This is a genomic window from Vibrio sp. PID23_8 (assembly GCF_003584965.1).
Lineage (GTDB): Bacteria > Pseudomonadota > Gammaproteobacteria > Enterobacterales > Vibrionaceae > Vibrio.
On the sequence record NZ_LIXE01000004.1, the window covers coordinates 143,834 to 168,738 of the forward strand.

Below are 24,905 nucleotides of genomic sequence, written 5' to 3' on the forward strand. Positions count from 1 at the left end.
AACAAATTAAATTGTTGCTGACTAATTAATCAGGGTTACGCTTTCAAGTCTCTCATGATTAAATCTTGAAGCTCCCTTTTTTCTTCGGTTGATAAACCGACACTTCTTGCTTTGGCCTGCAGGTTTTCAATTTGTTTTTCTACACACTGGGCAATAATTTTGTCCAGTGAGTCAAAAAATATTTCTTCTTGATTGTCTTCATCGAGGGGAATATCCCAGCTCGCAAGACGAGACAGAAGGGTCTCATTCTGGTTGTTACGCCAATGCTCTAATAATTGGCCTGTATTGATATGGGGATGCGCCTGACATTTATCAAGTACATCAACAAATAAACTTAGACCTGGTATGGATAACTCTCTAACGGTAGAGAGATCCGGTACCATTTGAGCATAGCTCGGATTTTGAATAAGTAGAGCGATAACCTCGCGCATTGGAGTACGTTTAATCTCCTTGTGCGGTTGAGGTCGAGATTCACTGCTCTTTCTACGTGATTGACGCAGGTTGTTGTCAAAGCCCGTACGCTCATCAAGCAGTTTTTCAAGTAACTCCTGAAAGTATGGGTCAGGAATTTTGTCTATCAAGGCACTGGCGTAAGCTCGCAGTGCTGATTTCCCCTCATGGTTACCCAGATTGATTTGGTGCAGTTCAATCAGGTTATCAAATAGGTAGCTTGATAGCGGGGTTGCTTGCTCAATCTGTTGTTCAAATGCCGCTTTGCCATATTTACGAACATAGCTGTCCGGGTCTTCACCGTCAGGCAAGAATAAGAACTTCAGAGTGTTGCCTGTTTTTAGGTACTGAAGTGCGTTCTCCAATGCGCGCCAAGCGGCTTCTTTACCGGCGCGGTCACCATCGTAACAACAGACAACGGTGTTGGTTTGACGAAACAGCAGTTGAACGTGGTCGCCAGTAGTGGAGGTACCCAGCGAGGCGACAGAGTAATCTATGCCATATTGCGCAAGTGCTACAACATCCATATACCCTTCAACCACCAAGATTCGTGGTGGCTCACGATATGCCTGTAATACTTCATAAAGGCCGTAAAGTTCTTTGCCTTTATGAAAGATTGGCGTTTCTGGTGAGTTAAGGTATTTCGGTGTGCCATCGCCAAGTACGCGACCACCAAAACCAATCACTCGGCCACGACGATCGCGAATAGGAAACATAATACGGCCACGGAAGCGGTCGTAACGGTTGCCTTTATCGTTTTCAATCAACATGCCGCCAGTGACGAGCATGTCCTGATTGTCTTTTTGTTGGCCGAAGTTTTTACGTACCAAGTCCCATTCATCAGCGACGTAGCCGATGCCAAATTTCTGCACTATTTCACCAGACAGTCCGCGATCTTTTAGGTACTCAATGGCCACTTTGCTGGCTGGCTGTTTGAGTTGATTGCGATAAAACTGAGCAATACTGCCCATTAAATCGTAAAGACTGCGTTTTTCACTGCTGCTGGCTTGTGGGCCGGAATTCGATGGGCCGCTACCACCGCTGCGTTGTTCACGTGGTACATCCAAACCAAGATAAGAGGCCAGTTCTTCAATGGCTTCGACAAAGTCTAAACGTTCGAACTCCATGATGAAGTCGATGGCATTACCGTGCACGCCACAGCCAAAGCAGTGATAAAACTGTTTCTCTTGGCTTACGCTGAATGAAGGGGTCTTTTCGTTATGGAAAGGGCAACAAGCGCCGTAGTTTTTGCCTTTTTTCTTAAGTTTTACGCGTGCGTCGATGATATCGACAATATCAAGCCGAGCTAGGAGGTCATCAATAAAACTACGTGGGATGTGTCCAGCCATAAAACCTAACAAAAAAAGAAAACAGTGAGCAGAGAGATGGAACCAGCTTGAGAATGGCTGATTGTCTTCCATTCATCCAGATACAAACAAGCCGTGCGCTCCAAAGGATAGCACGGCTTGCTGCAATTGGGTGGGGTGTTAAGCTAATTTAGCGCGAACTAAACCGCTCACTTTACCCATATCTGTACGCCCTTGAATTTGCGGTTTCAGAACGCCCATTACTTTGCCCATGTCTTGCATGCCAGCTGCGCCAGATTCAGCGATTGCATTCTCGATAAGAGTTGCAACTTCTTCATCGGTCAGTGGTTGAGGCATAAAGTCCTCAAGAACGGTAATTTCTGCTTGTTCCGCATCAGCAAGATCTTGACGACCCGCTGCTTCAAATTGCGTGACAGAGTCGCGACGTTGTTTAACCATTTTGGTCAACACAGCAATAATGTCGTCATCGTTCAGAGTAATCTGTTCGTCAACTTCACGTTGCTTAATTGCTGATAGGGCTAAACGAATAGTACCAAGGCGCAATTTGTCCTTGGCTTTCATCGCTAATTTTTGCTCTTCTTTGAGTTGATCAATCAGAGCCATAACTAAATTCCTACCGGAGCTCAGTTATTAGTACAGGCGAACGCGACGAGCGTTTTCGCGAGCTAGCTTCTTAGCGTGACGCTTTTGAGCTGCTGCTTTAGCGCGTTTGCGAACTGTAGTTGGTTTTTCGTAGTGCTCACGACGACGCACTTCAGAAAGGATACCTGCTTTTTCGCAAGAGCGCTTGAAACGACGTAGTGCAACGTCGAACGGTTCGTTTTCACGTACTTTAACTACTGGCATATGCCTTTCACCTCAGGGGTTATTCGTTAACGCTGGCATTCAATGGACCAAATCACAAATGTTTGATCACTTACCAGCTTGATCAAAAATGGTGCGGAATTTTAATCCGATCACTACAGCTTTGTAAAGTGTTTTATCGCTTATTGTCTGTACAAAATTTGTTTGAAGTGGAAAGGCAGGGTAATATGACGCTCAAATTTCCCCTAGACAGAAAACATACTGAGAAAACCATGCGCATTATCGGTATTGAAACCTCTTGTGACGAGACGGGCATCGCGATTTATGACGATGAGAATGGTCTGTTGTCACACAAGTTGTATAGCCAAGTAAAGCTACATGCAGATTACGGTGGCGTTGTGCCGGAACTGGCTTCACGTGACCACGTTAAGAAAACGATTCCTCTTATTAAAGAAGCGCTAAAGGAGGCCAATCTAACCCCGAAAGACATTGATGGTGTGGCGTACACCGCTGGTCCAGGTTTAGTCGGTGCTCTGTTGGTTGGCGCGACCATTGGTCGTAGTATCGCTTACGCTTGGGGAGTGCCAGCGGTGCCGGTTCACCATATGGAAGGCCATTTGCTTGCTCCTATGCTAGAAGACAATCCACCGCCATTTCCATTTGTGGCGGTATTGGTGTCGGGTGGCCACTCTATGATGGTGGAAGTAAAGGGCATTGGGGAATACAAAATCCTCGGCGAGTCGATTGATGATGCAGCAGGTGAAGCTTTCGATAAAACTGCGAAGCTGATGGGCTTGGATTACCCTGGTGGACCGTTGCTATCCAAGCTGGCAGAAAAGGGCACGCCGGGTCGCTTTAAGTTCCCACGCCCAATGACGAACGTACCCGGTTTGGATATGAGTTTCTCTGGCTTGAAGACCTTTACTGCGAATACCATCGCGGCAAATGGTGATGACGAGCAAACACGCGCGGATATCGCGTTAGCATTCGAAGAAGCGGTATGTGCAACGCTGGCAATCAAGTGTAAGCGTGCACTAGAGCAAACAGGCATGAAGCGTATCGTGATTGCTGGTGGTGTCAGTGCGAATCGTCGTCTGCGCGCAGAGCTTGAGAAGCTAGCGAAGAAAATCGGTGGTGAAGTGTATTACCCACGCACTGAATTCTGTACCGACAACGGGGCGATGATCGCTTATGCTGGCATGCAGCGTTTGAAGAATGGTGAAGTGGCTGATATGTCTGTAGAGGCGCGTCCTCGCTGGCCAATCGACCAACTAACGCCTATTGCGTAACGGCGATTAAAGTGAATGGTTAATGCGAAAGGTCTCTGAAATAAGAGGCCTTTTGTTTATGTTTCTTTGGAACATGATTTTGGTGATGGAACGGTTCATACCAAAAGAAAATGGAAATATGCATGAATAAATTTGAAATTGAAGGTCAGCAACTTGCTTATTTAGATATCGGCGAAGGTCCGGTGCTGTTGTTTGGTCACAGTTATTTGTGGGATAGCCAAATGTGGGCGCCTCAAATTGAAGTATTAAGTCAATCTTATCGTTGTATCGTGCCGGACTTATGGGCGCATGGCGAATCAGAAGCCGCCCCAGTGTCAACCCACTCTTTGGTGGATTACGCTCAGCATATGTTAGCGTTGATGGATCATCTCGAGATCGAACAGTTCTCTGTTGTTGGGTTATCTGTTGGTGGAATGTGGGGCGCAGAGTTGACATCACAAGCGCCGCAACGAGTGAAGTCATTGGTACTGATGGATACGTTTATCGGCCTTGAGCCGGAAGTGGCGCATAAGAAGTATTTCGCCATGCTGGATACCATCAGTCAAGTTCAGGCAGTTCCTGCGCCTATCGTGGATGCTGTGGTGCCTCTGTTTTTTGCCAATGATGCGGAGCAAACCAACCCTGAGATGGTATTGTCGTTCAAACAAAGCCTTGAAAATCTGAAAGGTGAGCGTGCGGTTGAAGTTGCTCGCATTGGTCGAATGGTGTTTGGTCGCCGTGATGTGATAGAAGACTCTGAAATGTTTGCTTTGCCAACCTTAATTGCGGTAGGTCGTGAAGATAAACCACGCCCGGTATTTGAGTCTTACTTGATGAGTGACTGCATCACTGGCAGTAAGTTAGTAGAAATTCCGCAAGCGGGCCACATTAGTGCGTTAGAGCAGCCAGAATTTGTGAATCAGATGCTATTGGACTTCCTAAATCAAGTACATGCTTAATTTCACCCTATGCATTTAACGCTTTAAATAAAGCTCGGCATTACGCCGAGTTTTTTTCTGCCAACTTCTTCTCACCGATTTTAGGCTCTTCACCAGACAACAATCGGCGTATGTTTTGGTGATGCTTAAACACAATCAAACAGCACAGCATGGCGACAGGCAATGTGTATTGTGGTTTGAACATCCAAGCGTAAAAAGGGGTCACCAACACCGTGACTAAGGCTGCGAGGGAAGAGTAGCGGAACAAAATGGCCACAGATAGCCAAGTGAGCATCACAAGGCCGGTTAGATCTAAACCGATAGGTGCGATCGCGCCCAATGCGGTCGCGACGCCTTTACCACCTTTAAAATGGAAGAAAATCGGATACATATGGCCTAAGCAGGCGGCAATGGCAATAACGCCAAGGATAATTGGGTCGATACCCAAGAAGTAACCACTCCAAACAGGAATGGTGCCTTTGAGCATATCGCACAGCAATACAGACACCGCAGCGCCTTTACTACCAATGCGCAAGACATTCGTGGCTCCTGGGTTATTGGAGCCGACTTTGCGTGGGTCTGGCAGTTTTAGTAAACGACAGATCAAAACCGCACTGGAGATCGAACCCAGCAAATAGGCAGCCATTGTCATTATCAGTGCCAGTGCGTCCATAGAAGTCCTTGATGGATTGGAAATTAATGCTCAGTTCCCGCGTAGTTGCTATCATAGCGCGAATCGGTGATGAGCAAAATCACTCTCTGCGATAGAGCTTGCATAATAGTCGTTCTTGTATATAAAGAGTCGTCGCAGTTTATACCCAAGTAACTTTTTATTTCTAAGTGTTTTGCTCACGAGCACTTAGGTTGCTTCGGTATAGAATATTACGATCAAATTACCCTTATCGGGTATCCGACCTCTGGGATTAAAGGACATAAGATGGCCCTAGATAAAGTATTTATTGAGCAGTTAGAAGTGATCACCACGATTGGTGTGTACGATTGGGAACAGCAAATTAAGCAAAAATTAGTACTAGATATCGAAATGGCACACGATAATAAGCCCGCGGGTAAAAGTGATGACGTTCAAGATGCGCTTGATTACTCACAAGTGAGCCAAGCGGTACTCAATCATATTGAAAATGGTCGTTTCTTATTGGTAGAGCGCGTTGCAGAAGAAGTCGCAGAGTTGATCATGCAACGTTTTTGTGTGCCTTGGGTAAAAATTCGTTTAGCGAAACCTGGCGCGGTACCTCAAGCACGCGCCGTTGGCGTGGTGATTGAACGAGGTCAGGCATGGTAAAAGCTTATATCGGCGTTGGTACCAATATAGATAGAGAGCAGCATTCGCTTGCCGCTTATCAAGAGTTACAGCAGCTTGGAACGAATCTCCACATATCGCCGATATATGAATGCGAGCCAGTTGGCTTTAGCAGTCAGAATTTTTATAACTTCGTGATCAGTTTTTCCACGGAGTTATCACTCGACGTGTTAAGTGACCGCTTACGCGAGATTGAGTTTAAGTGGGGACGCGAGAAAAATGCGCAAAAGTATCAGGATCGAACCTTAGATCTCGATATCGTTTTGTTTGGTGATTGTATTTCGCAGCAAAAACCTGAGCTGCCTCGCAGTGATATATTCAAATATCCTTTTATCACAAAGCCCTTGTATGATCTGGAACCTTATTTGGTGATCCCCGGAGATGGGCGCACTGTTGCCGATATCTGGCAGGCGATGCAGCCTACAGGAACGCTCAGACCAGTTTCTTTTTCACTTTAATTTTGAGTTATTTACATGAGTTACTTTGAAGCTTTTATCTTGGCTCTGATTCAGGGGCTGACAGAGTTTTTGCCAATATCCAGCTCTGCGCACTTGATCCTGCCTTCCGCTATTTTGGGTTGGGAAGATCAAGGTTTGGCGTTTGATGTTGCCGTTCACGTCGGTACCTTGATGGCAGTAGTGATCTATTTCCGCCAGGAAGTGATCACGCTATTTCAAGCGCTGTTTGCATCGATCTTTAAAGGCGATCGCAGTAAAGAAGCCAAACTTGCATGGATGATCGTGATCGCGACGATCCCGGCGTGTGTGTTTGGCTTGTTGATGAAAGACATCATCGAGGTTTACCTGCGCAGCGCGTATGTGATCGCGACCACAACCATCATTTTTGGTTTACTGCTTTGGTGGGTGGACAAGAACGCAGAGCTAGTAGCGGATGAGTACCAAACGGGTTGGAAGAAAGCGTTATTTATTGGTATAGCACAAGCGTTGGCGATGATACCGGGTACTTCTCGTTCAGGAGCTACCATTACCGCAGCACTTTACCTAGGCTTTACTCGTGAAGCGGCAGCACGTTTCTCATTTCTAATGTCGATCCCAATCATCACTTTGGCTGGTGGTTACTTGGGTATGAAGCTAGTGACCAGTGGTGAACCTGTGCATGTTGGCTTCTTGCTGACGGGTATCGTGACTTCATTTATTAGTGCCTACATCTGTATCCACTTTTTCTTGAAGATGATTTCACGCATGGGCATGACGCCATTTGTGATTTACCGTCTGATTCTAGGTTTTGGTTTGTTTGCAATCTTACTGAGTGCATAACCAACCGATCTATCAAGAATCCCGGATGAATTGAAAATGCCCACTCAGCTGAGTGGGCATTTTGGAGTCACTTATGTGGGGTGGATTCGGGATTATTTAGTGCAACGTTGACCGCTTCAATACGACGTTTTTCCTGTTCGTCACGGATTGCCGGGCCTTTGAACCCATCCTGGATAATGGCCTGAACATTAATAGATACCGCTGCTTGATAGGCACGCATAAATAACGCCGCTTGCGGGTAAGATTCACCTTCCAACCCTTTACGGCCTGCGTGGTCGGCTTGGCAGCAAATCAAGATGTCTTGCAAGCGTTCGGGCTTTCGCCACACATCAAATTTGTTAAGGATCTTGATGATAGTTTGTGGTTTGAGTTCGGTGGCGCGGTGGATATTGGAGTGTTGTTCGCACACCATTAAAGCGAGATCGCGAAACTCATTTGGCACGCGAACTCGTTCACATAGTCGCTTAATTAACGTTAAGCCGGTATGGCAATGCATCTTATGACTTGGCCATTCGCTTTTCGGTGTGACACCTTTACCTAAGTCATGCACTTGCGCTGCAAAGCGAACCGGCAGTGAATGGCTTAGTTTTGCTGCTTGCTCTGCGACCATTAAGGTGTGAACGCCAGTATCAATCTCAGGGTGCCACTTTTTAGGCTGAGGTACACCAAATAGAGCATCGATTTCTGGTAAAACAACGGCTAAAGCGCCGCAGTTTCTGAGTACAGACAGAAACACATCGGGACGAGGCGTTGAGAGTGATTTGTACCACTCTTGCCACACACGTTCAGCGGTGAGTGTACTCAGTTCACCAGAGCTCGTCATCTCCTCCATCAGTTGCATTGTTTCTTCCGCGACGGTAAAGCCTAGGTCTGACAATTTAGCTGCAAAGCGAGCAACTCGCAGAACGCGCAACGGATCTTCGATAAATGCATCGGAGACATGACGCAGTACTTTTGCGGTGAGATCTCGTTGACCACCGTATGGGTCATACAGTTTGCCGTCGTCATCCATCGCCATCGCATTAATGGTGAGATCGCGACGGATAAGGTCTTCTTCGAGTGTCACATTTTGATCAAAGAAGCATTCAAATCCCGTGTAACCAGCACCAGATTTTCTTTCGGTTCGTGCAAGTGCGTGCTCTTCTTTATTTTTAGGGTGAAGGAATACAGGAAAATCTTTACCAACGGCCGTGTACCCCTGGGCAAGCATGATCTCTGGTGTCGCACCAACCACTACCCAATCTTTGTCATAGCTGTTAATTCCGAGTAACTGATCTCGGACGGCGCCACCTACTAAATAAACTTGCACGAATTACCTCTTAATTTATCGATATGACGTTGGACATTGTAGCAAGCAATGGTACTTTTCTTTACTCCTAAGAGCAGATGCGCTGTGGTTTCGCCCATATCTGACTCTATGCGACCGTTTTTTAGCTGGAGATCCTAATGTATAAGGACTTTTTCGGGTTTGTTGAACTGCCATTTTCGATCGTTCCAAACTCGCGTTATCTGTACCTGAGCCAACGCCATAAAGAGGCCATTACGCATCTTCAGGCGGGGTTAGGCGATGGTGGTGGTTTTGCCATGCTGACAGGCGAAGTCGGGACAGGTAAAACGACGGTCGCAAAAGCGATGTTGGCGAACTTAGATGAAAACACCAAAGCGGGCTTGATTCTCAACCCTACATTTTCTAGCCGTGATCTACTAGAAGCCATCTGTGATGAGTTTAACGTAGCGTATCCACAAGATGCGACATTAAAGCAGCTTAACCAAACGATTCATGGCCACCTGCTGGACAATCACAAGTTCGGCAGGCAAACCCTGTTGGTCATTGACGAAGCTCAGCACTTGGCTGCGGATGTGTTAGAGCAGTTACGTCTGCTGACCAATCTAGAAACGGACACCAGCAAACTACTCAAAGTGCTACTGGTGGGTCAGCCAGAGCTACAACGTTTACTGCAAACCACTCAGCTGCGTCAGCTTGCGCAACGTATTACCGGACGTTACCACTTACTACCGCTGGATGAGAAGGAAACAGTAGATTACATTACTTTCCGTCTGCATACAGCCGGTGGTGACAAGCAACTGTTTGACCGCAGTTCAACCAAATTGATAGCGAAGTACAGCCACGGCATTCCACGCCTTATCAATCTGATTTGTGATAAGTCGCTGAATATGAGTTATTACAAAGGCAATGTGGTGGTCGATAAGCAGACGGTGCATCAAGCTTGTGAAGAAGTGATGCAGTTTCAAGCGGATATTTACCAACAAGATAAACCCGTTCAGAGTTTCGAATGGCCAATGTGGGGATCGGTGGCCGTTGGCATATTGGCCGCGTTGGGCATTGGGTGGGGAGTAACGCAGCAGGTGTCACTTAAATTGCCTTTGGCGACTAAGCCCGTCGAAGTTGCTCAAGTGGTCCAGCTCATAGCCTCCCCAATGGTGAATGAACAATTGACGAATGAGCAGCGCGATACTTTGTTGGAGCAGGCACAATCGAGTTTAGTGGTAAACGAACTTTATAAACTATGGGGTTATCAGGCTTCGGTGCGTGATAACTTATGTTTGTCAGAGCCGCAATCGACCATGCGCTGTGAACGAAAAATGGCGACTTGGGCGCACTTAGTCCAACAGAATCGCCCTGTGATTCTAGAGCTTAACTACCAAGGCCAAGTTGGCTACGTCATTTTGTATGCGATTGGTGATAACAAAGTCGAAGTACTCAATGGCAGCCAACGTCTACGTTTGCCAGTTTCATGGCTTAAACCGTTGTGGCAAGGCAATATCATTGAGTTATGGCAAGCGCCACTTAAAGAGACATTACGTTTGGATATGCAGGGTCCAGCCATTGAAGTATTAGATGAACTGTTAGCCCAAGCCGTTAATGAACAGCCGCTGGAGTCCGATATTTTTGATCGCGCTTTAAAAGAGCGCGTCGAACTGTTTCAACGTTGGCAAGGCATTGCGGTTGATGGCATTGCAGGTCAGCGTACATTAGAACGCTTACAACAGAGCATACAGCCCAACGCACCAGTGTTAGAGAAAATCCGCGGGGAGGAAGCATAATGCCGATGATGAAACATGTAGGGCTCTTCCTGTTACCTGTCAGTTTAACCGCAGTTGGCGTAGCCTGGTATCTGGATTTATTTGCTCAGGCATCGCCAGAACCAGTTAGGGTGACGCAAGCTACCCCTGTGGTTGAAACCGCGCCAGTGGTCGTAAAGCAGACGTTTGAAAGTTTAAGTTATCCAGAAACGCCAATGCTTGCTCATTTGCCACGCGAATGGCCAACGGCAGAGCTACCAAGCGATATGGGCACTTTTAACGACGCACAATACACCAGTCATGAAACCGTACCAGGCGAGTTGGCTCTGTTAGAACGCCCTCATCAGGCAGGGAAAAATGCGTTGGATCAGGATGCGTTGGATCTATCGCTTGATGATCTTGACCTTTCCTCGTTAGCTCCAGATTTGGCGTTAAAAGTCGAAAATGCATTGGCCAATACAGAGCAACCAGATAGCGCCTCTGTCCAAGTGAACGATTTAGAACGTAACGCGCAGCAATGGTATGGACGTTTGCCTGCACTAAACCTGCAAACCCATATGTACGCCAGTGATATCAAGCGCCGCTGGGTGAAAATCAACAACGTAGAGTATCTTCAGGGTGATGTCGTTGATGGGCAAGTAACATTGAAAGAGATTCGGCCACAAGCGGTGATTGTCGAGTTCCAAGGTGAGCAGATTCGAATCCCAGCACTCTATGAGTGGAAAGGGTAATCTCGTTACTTGAATCGCAAATAGCAAAAAGCCAGTCGAATATCGACTGGCTTTTTTATTCAATCAGCGTTGGTGATTATGCCCAACCTGCTGGCGATTTTTTTCTACGTGGAATGAGAAGAGGAAGAATCAAACCAAACAGAAGGCCAAGGCCTGCCACACCACCACCGTAAGTGAAGTACTTCAGCAGCATGTCATCTTTTTGCGTGTCTAGCTTAGCGCGGAGTTCGCGGTTTTCTGTTTCAACAGATGTTAGCTGGTCGCTGATCTCTGAGTATTTCTTCTCTAGATCAGAAATTTGTTGGCTGCGCGTTTCTAGTGAGGTGACGAGACCCGCTTTTTCTGTGTCTGAGTTATGGCGTGCGTTTGCCAGTTGCTCTTTCACTTCTTTCAGTTCTTTCTCTACGCGAGGAAGACGAATCGCCATGCTCTCTTGGTTAGTAACAAACTTGCTTTGAACCCAGCCTGTACGACCACGAGCGTCACGAACTTGTGTGTATCCCGTGTCTTTGTTTGTTTGGAGAAGTTGTACTTTTGTGCCTGCGTTAACACTGCCCATAATACGGTAAGTGTTGTTTGGACCAGAGTGCATAAAAGTGAATAGGTCATCAGAAATGTAACGGTCTGCCGCTAGTGCTGCTGGCGCCGCTAGCAAAGTAAACAAAACTGTGATGAATAGTTTTTTCACAATAAATCCCTTAACGATTTTCTTGGATACAGCTTTGGCACCGATTGGAGCCGGAAATAGACGAATATTATGCAGTTTCAAACTGCGGTGCAACAAAGAAGGGAGGCAAAGCCTCCCTTTCTGCGCGTTTGAGTCAATAATGACAAAGCGCTTACATTGTATTGACGTAGAGCTTTTACACCAAAGCAGTCTTACGCGAACATCGCTTGGATGCCGTAGAAGAACACAACCGCCAATAGCGCACCTGCTGGCAGTGTCACAATCCAAGATGCTACGATGTTACGTACCACGCCTAGGTTAAGTGCTGCAATACCGCGAGCAAAACCAACACCTAGAACTGCACCAACAAGGGTTTGTGTGGTAGAGATAGGTAGACCAGTACCTGACGCGAGAACTACCGTACATGCAGTTGCTAGCTGAGCGGCAAAACCACGGCTTGGTGTCAGTTCAGTGATACCGGTGCCAACCGTTGCCATTACTTTGTGACCAAGTGTTGCTAGACCAACGACGATACCGAAACCACCTAGAGGAAGAATCCACCATGCGATGGTGCTTTTCGCTGTGACTTCACCCATGTGTTCAACAGTCGAAACAACCGCAGACAGTGGACCGATCGCGTTAGCTACGTCGTTTGAGCCGTGAGCAAATGCCATCGCACACGCTGTGATAACCATCAGTACGCTGAAAATGCTTTCTACGCCAGCAAAACCGTGGTCTTCTTCGCGGTTAGCAAATTTCTTCTGAATGTAGAAGTAACCACCGGCCATTACCACTGCAGATACGATAGCTGCCCACATCCACGCTTCGCCATTGGTTAGGTGCAGGCCAACGTGCTTTAGACCTTTCTTGATCGTTACCAGTGCAATCACCATGGTAGTGATGAACATGTAAACTGGTACGAAACGTTTCGCGTTGATCAGCGGGTTTTCAGTATCAAAGATCAGGCGCTGTGCACTGACGAAAATGAGGTAAGCAAAGAAGCCTGAAATAACAGGTGTAATGATCCAGCTACCAACAATCCCTTGAACGCTGCTCCAGTCAACGGCTTCTGTACCGACAGACACACACGCAAAACCGATGATTGCACCGATGATTGAGTGAGTGGTAGATACAGGCCAGCCCATGTAAGAAGCAAGCAATAGCCACGTACCAGCAGCAAGAAGCGCTGACATCATACCGTAGACAAGAATGTCTGGTTGGCTAGCAAATAGAGATGTTTCGATAACACCTTTACGGATAGTGTCGGTTACTTCACCACCTGCAAGATATGCACCCGCAAATTCGAAGATCATCGCAATGATGATCGCTTGTTTTACGGTTAGCGCTTTTGAGCCGACTGATGTACCCATCGCATTAGCAACGTCATTCGCGCCAATACCAATTGCCATCATGAAACCAAAAATCGCTGCAACAATAATCAGGACAGTGCCGTAGTTCGCAAGGATATCCATCGTAGTACCTAGTTGTTTTATAACAAGCGGAGCAAAATTTTACGCGCATCAGTCCATAAGACGGTGAAAATAATCATCGTCCATCTGACAGGCGTTAGTCGTGCTCTTCGTTATGTCGTTAACTTATGTTTTAAGATCGAGATAGCATGACTTCCAAACGAGCACCTACGCGCTGCGCTTGGTCGGCAATACCACCTACCCATTCAAGAATCTTGTACAAGAACATGACATCAATAGGGTTCAATTCAGATTCAATCGCCATCAATTGTTGGCGCAGTTCAATCTGCATTGTATCGGTGTCATCTTCAATTTCGTCCAACTGATGAATCATTTCAGCAACGAGCGTTACTTCGCGGCCTTTGAAGCCGGTCTCTAGCAGTTCATCAAGTTCATTAATTACTTTTTGCGCCTGGTTAGCAGCATCAAGACAACGTTGAACGTAAGCGAGGAAGTTTGGTTGGAGAGTCTCAGGAATGACAAGCTGACGACCATACACACGGCCAGCAATGTCTTTTGCCAAGTTAGCAAGTTTGTCCTGCTGAGTCAGAAGCTCAAGCATGTCAGTACGGTCTACTGGCAGGAACAAACCGCGAGGCAGTTTTAGACGGATCTCACGCTTTAGCACGTCCGCTTCTTTCTCTAGATGAGAAATTTGAGCACGGATTTCAGATGCTTTTTCCCAGTCACCTTTTGAAGAGACTTCAAAAAATTTAACTAGGTGTGAACAACATTCGTTGACACACACAACGTGGCGTTGCAAAGGCTTAATAGGGGACTTTGCAAATAACCCCATAATTGTATTTACTGGCATGGTCATTCAACCTAATAGCTATAACCTTAAAAAAACATACACCATTTCTTGGCGAAATGTTGAACGGATGGCTATAAAGGCGCGCATGGTAACGCATAAAATGGCTCTTTAAAACTGTTTTAGATCATCATTCCGTTGATATTTCTTTCTTGCCGAGTGGGAAATTAGGCAATATCCTGTTTCTATCTGCTTTGAAAGGTATAGCTATGGAAACCGAGATAGAACTGAAGTTTTTTGTTTCTCCTGAATTTTCAGAAACTTTAAGAAACAAAATTTCTGAAACAAAAGTTCTTCAGCACAGTTGTCGTGACTTGGGTAACACTTATTTTGATACGGCTGATAAATGGCTACGAAAGCACGACATTGGTTTAAGAATTCGTCGCTTTGATGATGTGTTTGTTCAAACAGTAAAAACCACTGGGCGCGTTGTTGCTGGCCTTCATCAAAGACCAGAATACAACGCTGAGCACACGAGTAATAAGCCAGAGCTCACACTTCACCCATTTGATATTTGGCCAGTGGGGAAAGACGTTGCGACGTTACAATCTGAGCTTAGCCCTCTCTTTTCTACCAACTTTACTCGTGAACAGTGGTTGATTGGTATGCCTGATGGTAGCCAAATTGAAGTGGCTTTTGACCAAGGTGCAGTGATCGCCCAAGGTGAAGACGGAGAAGAGAAGCAAGATTCTATCTGCGAAGTCGAGCTAGAACTAAAATCGGGTCAAACTGATGCGCTATTTACCCTAGCTCGCAGCCTATGTGAGACGGGAGGAATGCGCTTAGGTAACTTGAGCAAAGCGGCTAAAGGTTATCGTCTTGCCTCCGGTTACTCAGGAGACGAGGTTAAACCACTGGCTTTAGTCAACACCAGCACGACGGACACGGTAGAATATTGCCTCATTAACTCATTAGAGCATGCTCTATCGCATTGGCATTACCACGAGCAAATTTATACTGAGCGCGATTGCGTTGAGGCATTGCGTGAAATCGCGAATGCAATCCGTTTTATTCGTCAAACGTTGACGATCTTTTCCAGTATAGTGCCACGCCGTGCCAGTGCAATCTTACGCCAGGAGCTCAAGTGGTTGGAAGAAGAGCTTGTGTGGTTAGATGAACATGCCCATTTGGAAGAGCTGTTAGATGATAAAGGAAATGTGCTGCGAAAATTGGATGCACGTAAGTTCCTTGTCTCTGAATTGACCGCTCAACTTGAAGAGTTACCGAGCCGTGAAGAAGTGCTGACGTTATTGAGTTCCGCACGTTATACCGGATTGTTGCTTGATTTAAGCCGTTGGATCTTAACCCGTGGTTGGCAGCCATTCTTGGACGAAAAAGCGCGCGAGAAAATGTCGAGTAACATCCAGCCATTTTCGGTGGCGCAGCTGGACCGCACGTGGGCAGAGCTGATAGAGGCTTTTCCTTCTGAGCGTGAGCTATCAGCACAAGACTATGTGGATCAGCGTTATCGTTTATTGCGTAACCTCTATACGGGGATTGGTTTTGCGAGCTTGTATGACGCTGAAGAGCGTAATAGCTTTCGTTTACCTTGGGCGGATTTAGTCCATGGTATTGATGATCTACTGATGCTTAATCACTTGTTGCCATTGGTTGGTATGCTTGAGGGGGAAGAGCAAGAGCAGTTAGAGCGCTGGCTAACCCGCCAAGAGCGCTCCATCTTGCATGCGATGGATCAAACGCGCGCCATCAGTGTTGAAGTTGAGCCGTATTGGCAAGAGTAATGATAAATAAAAGAGAATAGGTCCTTTGGGGCCTATTTTTTTGTCTGTTGTTTTTGCTCTTGCAGCGCCTGTTCGATGCTTTGCAGTCGATTTAAGATCTGTTCCTGCTTATCAAGAACCGCTTCCAATGCCTTCTCTTTGTTCTTCAAGCGGTGATCTTGCTGCTCAGTCTGTGCAGTGAGAATTGAAGTAATTAAACCCGAAATCATACCAAAGATGCCGACACCACATATGATGATCAGCACTGCGAGCAGTTTACCTGCCGTCGTGATGGGATAATGGTCGCCGTAACCGACCGTTGAAATCGTCACAAATGCCCACCACAAGGCATCGGCACCAGTCTGAATGTTCGCCTCTGGGTTTTTCCCTTCGATAAACAGCATGGCGCTGGAGCCAAGCGTAATCAACACCACCATCAGTAACAAGATGGAAGCCAGAGTGGTTTCTCTGCGGTTGCGCTTTAACTGGATAAGGATATGTTTGGAAGAGCGTAGCATCAGTATCACACGTAAAATATGAAACAGGCGAGCGAAGCGCAAAGGCTCAACCATTGGGATGCTCGCGACAAAATCGATCCAGTGATGTCTCAAAAACTGCCTGCGATCTGTGGCTCGGATCAAATCAATGCTGATCTGCAGTATAAAAATGCTACAGATTATAAAATCTAGACCGATAAGAACTTGACGGGTTTCGTGATCAATTGGGAAAAACAATAGGCCAGAGATCACAAATAGTGCCATAAAAGACAATATTAGTGATAGCAGCCCCATCGGTTTTGTGCTGTTTTTGATATCATTGTTTTTCATACGAAGCTCAAAATAAATCGCGTAATGAAAGCTAAGCGCGAAGGTAAGTATAAGTAATATAAAGACTCGGTGGAGAACTGACAATGGAAAAGCTGGCATTTAAGCCGTGGGAAAGGGTGATATCCGACATCAAACTCGTACCTAAAATGGTCATGTTGATGGTCTTCAGTACGATCTTGATTGTGTCGAAACAATTATGGGACGCGAATACTTTTTATAATGCCCTTCTTGCCGCAACCCAGAATGAGCAAGTGGCTCAACAACACTACGATGCTTACCTAACTCAAGTCGCCTGGCAAACGGCGATATTAATTGCTGTGTTTGTGGTTTTGTTACTCGCAGCGGCACGAGTGATGCTGCGCCAAACTCAATACTTGAGTGATGCGATTAAACTGATGGCGAGTAAAGATCTCTCGGTTTCATTCGGCATGGACTGTAAAGATGAATACGGTGATGTGGCTCGTGAACTAGAGAAAACGCGTCGTCAATTGCATGATGTGATTCAGTTACAAGTCCATGCTTCTGATGAGTTAGCCACGTTAACAGAAGTGATGACACTAAGCATGTCAGAAACGAAAGAGTCGGCTCAAGATGAGTTTAACGAGATAGACCAGTTGGCTACCGCCATGAGTGAGATGTCTTCTACGGTTCAGACGGTAGCGGAACACGCTCAAGTCGCTTCTTCTCTGACGGAGCAAGCCTCGACTCAAGCGGTGACTGGACAGAAATTCTTGCAAAGAACGATGTCTAAGATGAGCGAACTCTCTTCCGATATCTCTTCCTCTGCGAATGCCGTTAATCAAGTTGAAGAGCGTGTTGAAGCGATTGGTAGTGTCGTTGGTACGATTCAAGGTATTTCTGAACAAACCAATTTACTCGCGTTGAATGCCGCGATTGAAGCGGCCCGAGCAGGAGAAGCAGGACGTGGCTTTGCCGTGGTAGCGGATGAAGTTCGTAACCTAGCGCAGCGCACTCAGCAAGCCACCATTGAAATTCAAGAGATGATCTCTCAATTGCAAACCAGTGCAGAATCGGCTGTTGAGTTGATGGAGAAAAGTGTCGTGGAAGCGGCAGAAGGCGTTGAGTTGGTGTCGAATGCTGGCACGGAGCTCGATGGCATCGTTGGACAGGTGACTCAAATTAACGACATGAACTTCCAAATCGCAACCGCATCGGGCCAGCAAAGCAGCGTGGCAGAAGAGATGAGCCAGAACTTAACCAATGTTCGTGAGCTTGTCGAAGCCTCTGTTGTGGTGATGACTGAGTTACTTGAAACCTCTGAAATGATGCAAAACAATGCGGGTGAGCTAGATAGGAAGATTAAATCTTTCCAAGTCTAAGCCTGACAACCATTGATTAAACGCCCACAAACCTTTTGTGGGCGTTTTTATTTACCCTAACTCTGGTATAAATAGAGGGGGCTTTCAAACAAGGAAGAAAAATGCAACTGCCTTCGTCACTGATTTCTGTTGCCGATTCAGCGCTTCAATATGCAGAACAAGCGGGATACACCCAGCAATGGCCAACCGAAATTGCTGAGCAATTTCATTTCGTCTCTGGTTTAAGTAAGTTCATCACGGAGACGGTTCATCGAGATGAGAAGCTTGCCCAAGCGTTGCCAACCATGTTGGCCGAAAACAGTCGACTACACGCTTATCGAGCGCATCTCGCTGCATTATTAGCCGAGTGCCAAGATGAAATGTCAGGACACCGCGTGCTGCGCCAATTTCGTAATCGTGAAATGGTCTATATCGCATGGAAAGATTTCACCCACACTTGGACGTTAGAAGAATCATTGAGTCATCTGTCCCAATTAGCAGAAGCGATGATTTTCGAAACCTACCAATGGCAATACAAGATCTGCTGTAACGAGTGGGGCACGCCAACCAATGCCGAAGGTGAAGCGCAACCGATGCTGATCATCGGCATGGGTAAGCTCGGTGGTGGAGAGCTGAACTTCTCTTCTGATATCGATCTGATTTTCACTTACCCAGAAAACGGTGAAACTCAAGGTGCACGACGCAGTATTGCCAATGCGCAGTTCTTCACTCGTTTGGGACAACGCATTATTAAGGCACTCGATCAGCAAACCTTTGATGGCTTCTGCTATCGCGTTGATATGCGTTTACGCCCATTTGGTGAGAGTGGTCCATTGGTGATGAGCTACGCGGCGTTGGAAGACTACTACCAGGAACAAGGCCGGGACTGGGAGCGCTATGCGATGATCAAAGCGCGTGTCATGGGCTGCGAAATGTACCCGCAATACCAAGAACTACGCCAAATGTTGCGTCCATTTGTGTTCCGCCGCTACATCGACTTTAGTGCGATCCAATCGTTGCGCCGTATGAAGTCGATGATCAGCAGTGAAGTGCGCCGTCGAGGATTAAATAACAATATTAAGTTGGGGGCGGGCGGCATTCGCGAGATCGAGTTTATCGCCCAAGTATTCCAACTGATTCGTGGTGGCCGCGAACCCTCATTGCGAGGGCGTGGTTTGTTAGAAACGCTGCGGGCAATTGGTGAATTAGGTCTGCTAACAAAAGTGGAAGTCGAACATCTAAAGTTGGCCTATAAGTATTTACGGCAGTTAGAAAACCTGTTGCAAGCGATGGCGGATAAACAAACCCAAACCTTACCCGATAGTGAGGATGAACGCTTGAAGTTAGCGATAGCGATGCGTTTTGCTCATTGGGACGATTTAGCGGCTCAAACCCAACAGCATATGGCCAATGTGCACCATGTGTTTGAATCTTTGATTGGTGATGACGAAGAGGACGAAACCGAAGCAGTTGCGCGCCATTTTCATGAGTTATGGGACATGGCGACGAAGCAAGACGTGATTGAGCTTGTTCTGCAACAAGACATTAAAGTTGAGAGGTCCGAAGAACTCGCCAAGATCATCATGCAGTTCAAAGCCGATCTGGCGAAGAAAACCTTAGGGCCACGTGGTCGTGAAGTACTGACGAAGCTAATGCCGAAAGTGTTCTCTGCGGTATTTGCACACCCGGATGCGCAGTTTGGTTTGCCACGCGTATTGCATTTACTGCATAACATTTGCACTAGAACCACCTATTTAGAGTTGCTGGATGAACATCCTGCGGCGCTGGTTCAGCTCGTGCGCTTGTGTACCGCAAGTCCGATGATTTCTGAACAGTTGTCTCGATACCCGATCTTGCTTGATGAGCTGATTGATCCGCAACATTTGTATAATCCTATCCCGCTCGATAGTTACCGGACGGAGTTACGTGATTTTCTTGCTCGTATTCCTGAAGATGATATGGAGCAGCAGATGGAAGCACTGCGTCAGTTCAAGCAAATCTGCATCTTGCGCATTGCTGCCGCAGACATTGCGGGAGTGTTACCCGTAATGAAAGTGAGTGACCACTTAACCTACCTCGCAGAGGCTATTGTCGAAGCAGTAGTAAGCCAAGCATGGCTACAAGTATCGGAAAAATATGGAGAGCCAACACACGTCAAAGATCGTGAAGGCAAAGGCTTTGCAGTGATTGGTTATGGCAAAGTGGGGGGCTGGGAACTGGGTTACAACTCCGATCTCGATATTGTGTTCATGCACGATTGCCCAGTAAATGTGTACACCGATGGCAAGAAAGAAATTGATGGGCGTCAGTTCTACCTTCGCCTAGCGCAGCGCATCATCCATATTTTCTCTACCCGCACCGCATCAGGTATTTTATACGAAGTGGACACTCGATTACGTCCCTCTGGCGCTTCAGGTTTGCTGGTTAGCCCAACCGATGCGTTTGATGATTACCAGCATCAAGATGCGTGGACGTGGGAGCACCAAGCGTTAGTGCGCGCTCGCATGATTTATGGTGATGACCCGCTAGCAATCGCTTTCCACAACACTCGTCACGATGTTCTCTGCAAAGAACGAGAGCAAGAGACACTGAAGAAAGCGGTAGTGGAGATGCGTGAAAAAATGCGTGACCATCTTGGTGGAAAAAAAGCGGGACGTTTTATGCTCAAGCAAGATCAAGGTGGCATTACGGATATTGAGTTTCTCGCCCAATACTTGGTCCTTAACTACAGTCACACTAAGCCGAAGTTAACGCGTTGGTGCGACAATGTGCGTGTCTTTGAGACCTTGATTGGTCAAGGCGTGATGGACGAAGATCAAGCGATGCAACTCACACGTGCCTATACATCAATGCGTGACGAAATTCATCGACGTAATTTGCTTAACTTGGACGCGGACGTCGCTGAAGATAAGTTTGTTGCAGAAAGAGAGTGGGTGAAGCAAGCTTGGAATCAATGGCTTGCCTAAGTACAAGGTTCTGCCTAGATAAGGGCTGTGTTAAACTCACCATGATTTAATTTTTGGAGACCAATAATGAAACCAATTCTACCTGATTACAGCAGCGCTGGTGTGCTCATCATCGGTGATGTCATGCTAGATCGTTACTGGTATGGCCCAACGGGACGAATCTCTCCTGAAGCGCCTGTGCCTGTTGTAAAAGTAGAAAACAATGAAGAGCGCCCGGGTGGTGCTGCGAACGTCGCGATGAACATTGCCTCATTAGGTGGGCACGCTCACATTGTTGGTCTGACGGGCATGGATGAACCGGCGAAGGTACTAACGGAAACGCTAACGTCTTTAAAAGTAAAGTGTGACTTCGTCGCATTACCTGAATACCCAACTATCACCAAACTGCGTGTGATGAGCCGTGGTCAACAGTTGATCCGTTTAGATTTTGAAGACAAGTTTGAAAACACCGATCCTGAACCTGTGCTGTCACGCATGGAAATGGCGTTGCCTAACGTGCAGGCGGTGCTCCTGTCTGACTACGCAAAAGGCTCTTTAGAGCATGTTCAGGCTTATATCCAAAAAGCTCGCGCGGCGAACGTGCCAGTATTCATTGACCCGAAAGGTGTTGATTTTGAACGCTACCGTGGCGCCACGCTGCTGACACCAAACATGAAAGAGTTTGAAGATGTGGTCGGTAAAGTGAAGTCGGAACAAGACCTGGAAGAAAAAGCCCTTGCGCTGGTTGAAGAGTTTGACTTTGAAGCTTTGTTGGTCACACGCAGTGAAAACGGCATGACATTGATTCGTCGTGGTCAGAAGCCATTCCACCTGCCAACACAAGCAAAAGAAGTGTACGACGTGACAGGTGCAGGCGATACGGTGATTTCTGTATTAGCATCGTCAGTCGCTGCGGGTAAATCCTTTGAAGAAGCGTGTGCACTCGCAAATGCTGCTGCTGGCGTCGTGGTGGGCAAACTTGGTACCTCAACGCTGTCTGAGATTGAATTGGCAGAAGCGGTTCACGGTAGCCAAGACACCGATTTTGGTGTGATTTCGGAACAAGCATTGATTGACGCGGTGAAGAAAGCGCGCGCGAAAGGTGAGAAAGTGGTCATGACCAATGGTTGCTTCGACATTCTTCATGCGGGGCACGTTTCCTACCTAAATCATGCTGCCCAGCTCGGTGACCGTCTGATTGTTGCGGTGAATACGGATGAGTCTGTTAAGCGTTTGAAAGGTCCGGGCCGTCCTGTAAACCCGACGGATCGCCGTATGGCGGTATTGGCTGGACTTGGTGCAGTGGACTGGGTGGTTCCATTCAGTGAAGATACGCCACAGCGTCTGATTTCCGAAGTACTGCCAAGCTTGCTTGTAAAAGGTGGCGACTACAAACCAGAAGAGATCGCTGGTGGTAAAGAAGTGGTTGCTGCTGGTGGTGAAGTGCGCGTCTTGAACTTTGAAGACGGCTGCTCAACTAGTGAAATCATCAATGCGATTAAAGGTGGTAAAGGGTAAGTTTTTTCTCGCTAACCTAATGAGTAAAGGTCGCTTTTGAGTGACCTTTTCTTTTTTGTGGCGCTGAACTAGAAACGAACGCGATGTGATCCTCCCCCCCTTTTTAAGGGGGGAGTTAGAGGGGGTTAATGTCCGAAGAGCGGCCCCCTCCCTAACCCTCCCCTTAGAAAGGAGAGGGAACAAACTTTGAACCCAGTGATAATTAAAGCGTAAAAAACGCCAGCGAGAAAACTTACCGGCATTTGTTCATTTCAACCTGATGTTTAGCTTGCTGGCTTTAGGCCTGCGTCAATATCGAGTATATCTTGCTCGCTCAGTGTCCCCACCGCTTGGCGTAGTTGCAGAACGCTTAAGATGTAGTTGTAACGTGCATCAGACAGGTTTTTGTTTGCATTGTACAGACTTTGAGTTGAATCTAGTACGTCAACGATAGTACGTGTACCCACATCAAAGCCGGCTTCTGTTGCTTCTAAAGCGGCTTTAGCAGAAATAACCGTTTGTTCGTAAGCTTTTAGCGCACCAATCGAGGCGTTGATGTTGTTATTCTGTGCACGAACATTGGAGACGACACTGCGGTATTCTTTTTCTAGATTTTCACTCGCAGAGACGTAATTGAATTCAGCCTGTTTTGTCAAAGAGGTGATTTTGCCACCAGTGTATAGCGGGACAGCAAGATTGAGGCCTACATTGAAATTATTGGTCGTACCATCACTGTCGTCACTTTGAGAAATATCAGCATAATTGTAGCCACCATCTAGCGATAGCGTCGGCAGGTGACCAGAACTTGCAAGTGCGATGTTTTCGCGTGCAATATCTTGTGCTATGCGTGTTGATAAAAGGCTTAAGTTTTTGCTTTTCGCTTCATCGATCAGCGCATTGATAGGGGTGTTCGAAGGGCTAGCTGAGAAGCGTTTAGTATCAAGCTGATCCAGTGTTTTTGGTTCTTGTCCTGTAATTTCACGAATGGCTTCATAACTATTGAGTAGATCATTTTGAGCTAGAATTTCATTTGCTAATACAGAATCATACTGCGCTTGTGCGTCATAAACGTCAGTGATTGCTGATAGACCGACTTCAAAGCGCTGTTTAGTCTGCTCTAACTGGCGGCCAACTGCGGCTTTTTCCGCACGTACAAAGCCAAGGTTATCTTGAGCACGCAGTACTTCGAAATACGCTTGTGATACACGAAGGATTAAACCTTGTTGGGTCGCCGCGTATGACGCGTCGGCCTCGCGTGCCGTTTTTTCTGCGATATCAAGGGTTATCCAAGACGTACGGTTGTAAAGCTCTTGAGATAAACCGACACCAGCAGACAATGTGTTTTTGTCATTAGAGCGATTATTTCTGACACTATCTAAATCGGTATCTCCGCGAGTTAAATTATATCCCGCCGTTAGATTGATTTGTGGTAACAGGGCACTGCGGCTAGATGTGATAGCTTCAAATGCCGCATCACGTTGTGCAGCAGCACTAAGCAGTTGTGGGTCATTTTGTTTGGCTAAGTCATAGATCTCAGTAAGAGAGTCAGCCCATGCAGACGTGCTCATGCTACCTAGCGCTGCACTAATAAATAGTGGAAGCAGTTTTTTCATTTTCCATTCCCGCGGTCAATAGATTGTTTAATTCTCAGTAGTTTAACTCAATTTGAGCGATATTTACTCTAAACATTGCACTTTTTTACACATAACCATCCAGCTGTACGATAAGCATTTAATGAATAGGTTTAAAATAATTTATAACTATTGTACAAAAAGTTGAGCCAAGTCCTTTGAGCATGCGAATAAGAATGAGTAAACTACAAGATTCACTCTGAGAGGTGTTCGATGCAACAATGTGACAAGCAACAGAACGAGTTTACCCCACAAGATGTGGATATAATCTCAAAGGAAACCGTCTTTAAAGGCTTCTTTAAAATGGTGAAATACCGTTTTAAGCATAGATTATTTGCTGGTGGTTGGAGCGGTATTGTTGAGCGAGAAATGTTCGAACGTGGGCATGCGGCAGCGATGCTACCGTATGACCCGGTGACGGATCAGGTTGTGATCATTGAACAGATTCGCGTAGGGGCATTAGAGCATCATTCCCCATGGCAGTTGGAAATTGTGGCTGGCATGATTGATCGTGAAGAATCAGCTGAAGACGTCATTCGTCGTGAAGCGGAAGAAGAAGCGGGTATACAAGTGAAGCGGATTGCTGCGGTAACCTCTTATTACCCTTCTTCTGGTGGCTGCTCTGAAAAACTAGATGTTTTTGTCGGCGAGGTCGATGCATCTAAAGCGCATGGCATTCATGGTTTAGACTATGAAGATGAAGACATTCGAGTCCATGTGATCAGTCGCGAAAAAGCGTATCAATGGGTGAAAAGTGGAAAATTTGAAAATGGTGCATCTATCATTGCTTTGCAATGGTTGCAATTAAACCACCAAGAATTGAAAACACAGTGGGGATAAGCCCCATCAATGGAGAGTA

The 24,905-nt window shown here is 46.6% G+C and carries 22 protein-coding genes; 12 read left to right on the top strand and 10 right to left on the bottom strand.

All coding sequences use genetic code 11. From position 1 onward, the window contains the following. Positions 1 to 35: 35 nt before the first annotated feature. From dnaG to rpsU, 3 genes are all read right to left on the bottom strand, one after another. Complete coding sequence (gene dnaG / locus AK966_RS09630; protein WP_119464091.1) at positions 36 to 1,799, bottom strand: DNA primase; 1,764 nt, start codon at positions 1,797 to 1,799, stop codon at positions 36 to 38. A 138-nt stretch (positions 1,800 to 1,937) separates the two neighbouring features. Further along, on the bottom strand, positions 1,938 to 2,381 hold the full coding sequence (locus tag AK966_RS09635) for a GatB/YqeY domain-containing protein (RefSeq protein WP_099078820.1): 444 nt from the start codon (positions 2,379 to 2,381) through the stop codon (positions 1,938 to 1,940). Between the two features lie 27 nt (positions 2,382 to 2,408). Beyond that, entirely contained in the window at positions 2,409 to 2,624 is a 216-nt protein-coding gene (gene rpsU, locus AK966_RS09640; RefSeq protein WP_001145625.1) for a 30S ribosomal protein S21, read from the bottom strand. 230 nt (positions 2,625 to 2,854) lie between these two features. Here rpsU and tsaD point away from each other — a divergent pair, with 230 nt between their 5' ends. Next, positions 2,855 to 3,871 (top strand): tRNA (adenosine(37)-N6)-threonylcarbamoyltransferase complex transferase subunit TsaD, encoded by a 1,017-nt coding sequence (gene tsaD / locus AK966_RS09645; RefSeq protein ID WP_099078953.1) that lies wholly within the window; start codon positions 2,855 to 2,857, stop codon positions 3,869 to 3,871. 122 nt (positions 3,872 to 3,993) lie between these two features. Continuing rightward, entirely contained in the window at positions 3,994 to 4,809 is an 816-nt protein-coding gene (locus tag AK966_RS09650; protein ID WP_099078821.1) for an alpha/beta fold hydrolase, read from the top strand. A gap of 40 nt (positions 4,810 to 4,849) precedes the next feature. Here AK966_RS09650 and plsY read toward each other — a convergent pair whose 3' ends face one another. Further along, positions 4,850 to 5,461, bottom strand: coding sequence for a glycerol-3-phosphate 1-O-acyltransferase PlsY (gene plsY / locus AK966_RS09655; RefSeq protein ID WP_099078822.1), 612 nt, complete (start codon positions 5,459 to 5,461; stop codon positions 4,850 to 4,852). A 264-nt stretch (positions 5,462 to 5,725) separates the two neighbouring features. On the opposite strand from plsY, the gene folB reads away from it, so the two are divergent. The 3 genes from folB to AK966_RS09670 are packed head-to-tail and all read left to right on the top strand — an operon-like array spanning position 5,726 to position 7,383. After that, positions 5,726 to 6,088, top strand: coding sequence for a bifunctional dihydroneopterin aldolase/7,8-dihydroneopterin epimerase (folB, locus tag AK966_RS09660; protein ID WP_099078823.1), 363 nt, complete (start codon positions 5,726 to 5,728; stop codon positions 6,086 to 6,088). Continuing rightward, on the top strand, positions 6,082 to 6,564 hold the full coding sequence (gene folK, locus AK966_RS09665; RefSeq protein ID WP_099078824.1) for a 2-amino-4-hydroxy-6-hydroxymethyldihydropteridine diphosphokinase: 483 nt from the start codon (positions 6,082 to 6,084) through the stop codon (positions 6,562 to 6,564). Before folB ends, folK begins: the two co-directional genes overlap by 7 nt. Positions 6,565 to 6,579: 15 nt before the next feature. Then, complete coding sequence (locus AK966_RS09670; protein WP_099078825.1) at positions 6,580 to 7,383, top strand: undecaprenyl-diphosphate phosphatase; 804 nt, start codon at positions 6,580 to 6,582, stop codon at positions 7,381 to 7,383. Positions 7,384 to 7,450: 67 nt separating this feature from the next. Here AK966_RS09670 and AK966_RS09675 read toward each other — a convergent pair whose 3' ends face one another. Further along, entirely contained in the window at positions 7,451 to 8,692 is a 1,242-nt protein-coding gene (locus AK966_RS09675) for a multifunctional CCA addition/repair protein (RefSeq protein WP_119464044.1), read from the bottom strand. Between the two features lie 137 nt (positions 8,693 to 8,829). Here AK966_RS09675 and AK966_RS09680 point away from each other — a divergent pair, with 137 nt between their 5' ends. Continuing rightward, entirely contained in the window at positions 8,830 to 10,449 is a 1,620-nt protein-coding gene (locus tag AK966_RS09680) for an ExeA family protein (protein WP_119464045.1), read from the top strand. Continuing rightward, entirely contained in the window at positions 10,449 to 11,159 is a 711-nt protein-coding gene (locus tag AK966_RS09685) for a general secretion pathway protein GspB (RefSeq protein ID WP_119464046.1), read from the top strand. Before AK966_RS09680 ends, AK966_RS09685 begins: the two co-directional genes overlap by 1 nt. Before the next feature lie 76 nt (positions 11,160 to 11,235). Here the strand turns inward: AK966_RS09685 and AK966_RS09690 are convergent, their stop codons facing one another. The 3 genes from AK966_RS09690 to AK966_RS09700 form a co-directional block, all read right to left on the bottom strand. Next, the gene (locus tag AK966_RS09690) at positions 11,236 to 11,847 is read right to left on the bottom strand and encodes a TIGR04211 family SH3 domain-containing protein (protein WP_099078954.1); all 612 of its coding nucleotides are present in this window, start codon (positions 11,845 to 11,847) and stop codon (positions 11,236 to 11,238) included. A 191-nt stretch (positions 11,848 to 12,038) separates the two neighbouring features. Further along, positions 12,039 to 13,298, bottom strand: a complete 1,260-nt coding sequence (locus AK966_RS09695) for an inorganic phosphate transporter (RefSeq protein WP_099078829.1) — start codon at positions 13,296 to 13,298, stop codon at positions 12,039 to 12,041. A 130-nt stretch (positions 13,299 to 13,428) separates the two neighbouring features. Next, a complete protein-coding gene (locus tag AK966_RS09700; RefSeq protein WP_172438090.1) occupies positions 13,429 to 14,109 on the bottom strand; it encodes a TIGR00153 family protein in 681 nt (226 codons plus the stop codon). Positions 14,110 to 14,315: 206 nt separating this feature from the next. Here AK966_RS09700 and AK966_RS09705 point away from each other — a divergent pair, with 206 nt between their 5' ends. Next, positions 14,316 to 15,848 (top strand): inorganic triphosphatase, encoded by a 1,533-nt coding sequence (locus AK966_RS09705; RefSeq protein WP_119464047.1) that lies wholly within the window; start codon positions 14,316 to 14,318, stop codon positions 15,846 to 15,848. A gap of 32 nt (positions 15,849 to 15,880) precedes the next feature. Here the strand turns inward: AK966_RS09705 and AK966_RS09710 are convergent, their stop codons facing one another. After that, on the bottom strand, positions 15,881 to 16,654 hold the full coding sequence (locus AK966_RS09710) for an ion transporter (RefSeq protein ID WP_409119917.1): 774 nt from the start codon (positions 16,652 to 16,654) through the stop codon (positions 15,881 to 15,883). 83 nt (positions 16,655 to 16,737) lie between these two features. Here AK966_RS09710 and AK966_RS09715 point away from each other — a divergent pair, with 83 nt between their 5' ends. The 3 genes from AK966_RS09715 (at position 16,738) to hldE (ending at position 22,436) form a co-directional block, all read left to right on the top strand. Next, the gene (locus tag AK966_RS09715; protein WP_119464049.1) at positions 16,738 to 17,994 is read left to right on the top strand and encodes a methyl-accepting chemotaxis protein; all 1,257 of its coding nucleotides are present in this window, start codon (positions 16,738 to 16,740) and stop codon (positions 17,992 to 17,994) included. A 101-nt stretch (positions 17,995 to 18,095) separates the two neighbouring features. Next, positions 18,096 to 20,939 carry a bifunctional [glutamate--ammonia ligase]-adenylyl-L-tyrosine phosphorylase/[glutamate--ammonia-ligase] adenylyltransferase gene (gene glnE, locus AK966_RS09720; protein WP_119464050.1) on the top strand — a complete coding sequence of 948 codons (2,844 nt, stop codon included), beginning with the start codon at positions 18,096 to 18,098 and terminating at the stop codon, positions 20,937 to 20,939. A 66-nt stretch (positions 20,940 to 21,005) separates the two neighbouring features. Continuing rightward, positions 21,006 to 22,436 carry a bifunctional D-glycero-beta-D-manno-heptose-7-phosphate kinase/D-glycero-beta-D-manno-heptose 1-phosphate adenylyltransferase HldE gene (hldE, locus tag AK966_RS09725; RefSeq protein ID WP_099078835.1) on the top strand — a complete coding sequence of 477 codons (1,431 nt, stop codon included), beginning with the start codon at positions 21,006 to 21,008 and terminating at the stop codon, positions 22,434 to 22,436. 263 nt (positions 22,437 to 22,699) lie between these two features. On the opposite strand, the gene tolC is transcribed toward hldE, so the two are convergent. After that, entirely contained in the window at positions 22,700 to 24,028 is a 1,329-nt protein-coding gene (tolC, locus tag AK966_RS09730) for an outer membrane channel protein TolC (protein WP_119464051.1), read from the bottom strand. Between the two features lie 231 nt (positions 24,029 to 24,259). On the opposite strand from tolC, the gene nudF reads away from it, so the two are divergent. Continuing rightward, on the top strand, positions 24,260 to 24,886 hold the full coding sequence (gene nudF / locus AK966_RS09735; protein WP_099078837.1) for an ADP-ribose diphosphatase: 627 nt from the start codon (positions 24,260 to 24,262) through the stop codon (positions 24,884 to 24,886). Positions 24,887 to 24,905: the final 19 nt, after the last annotated feature.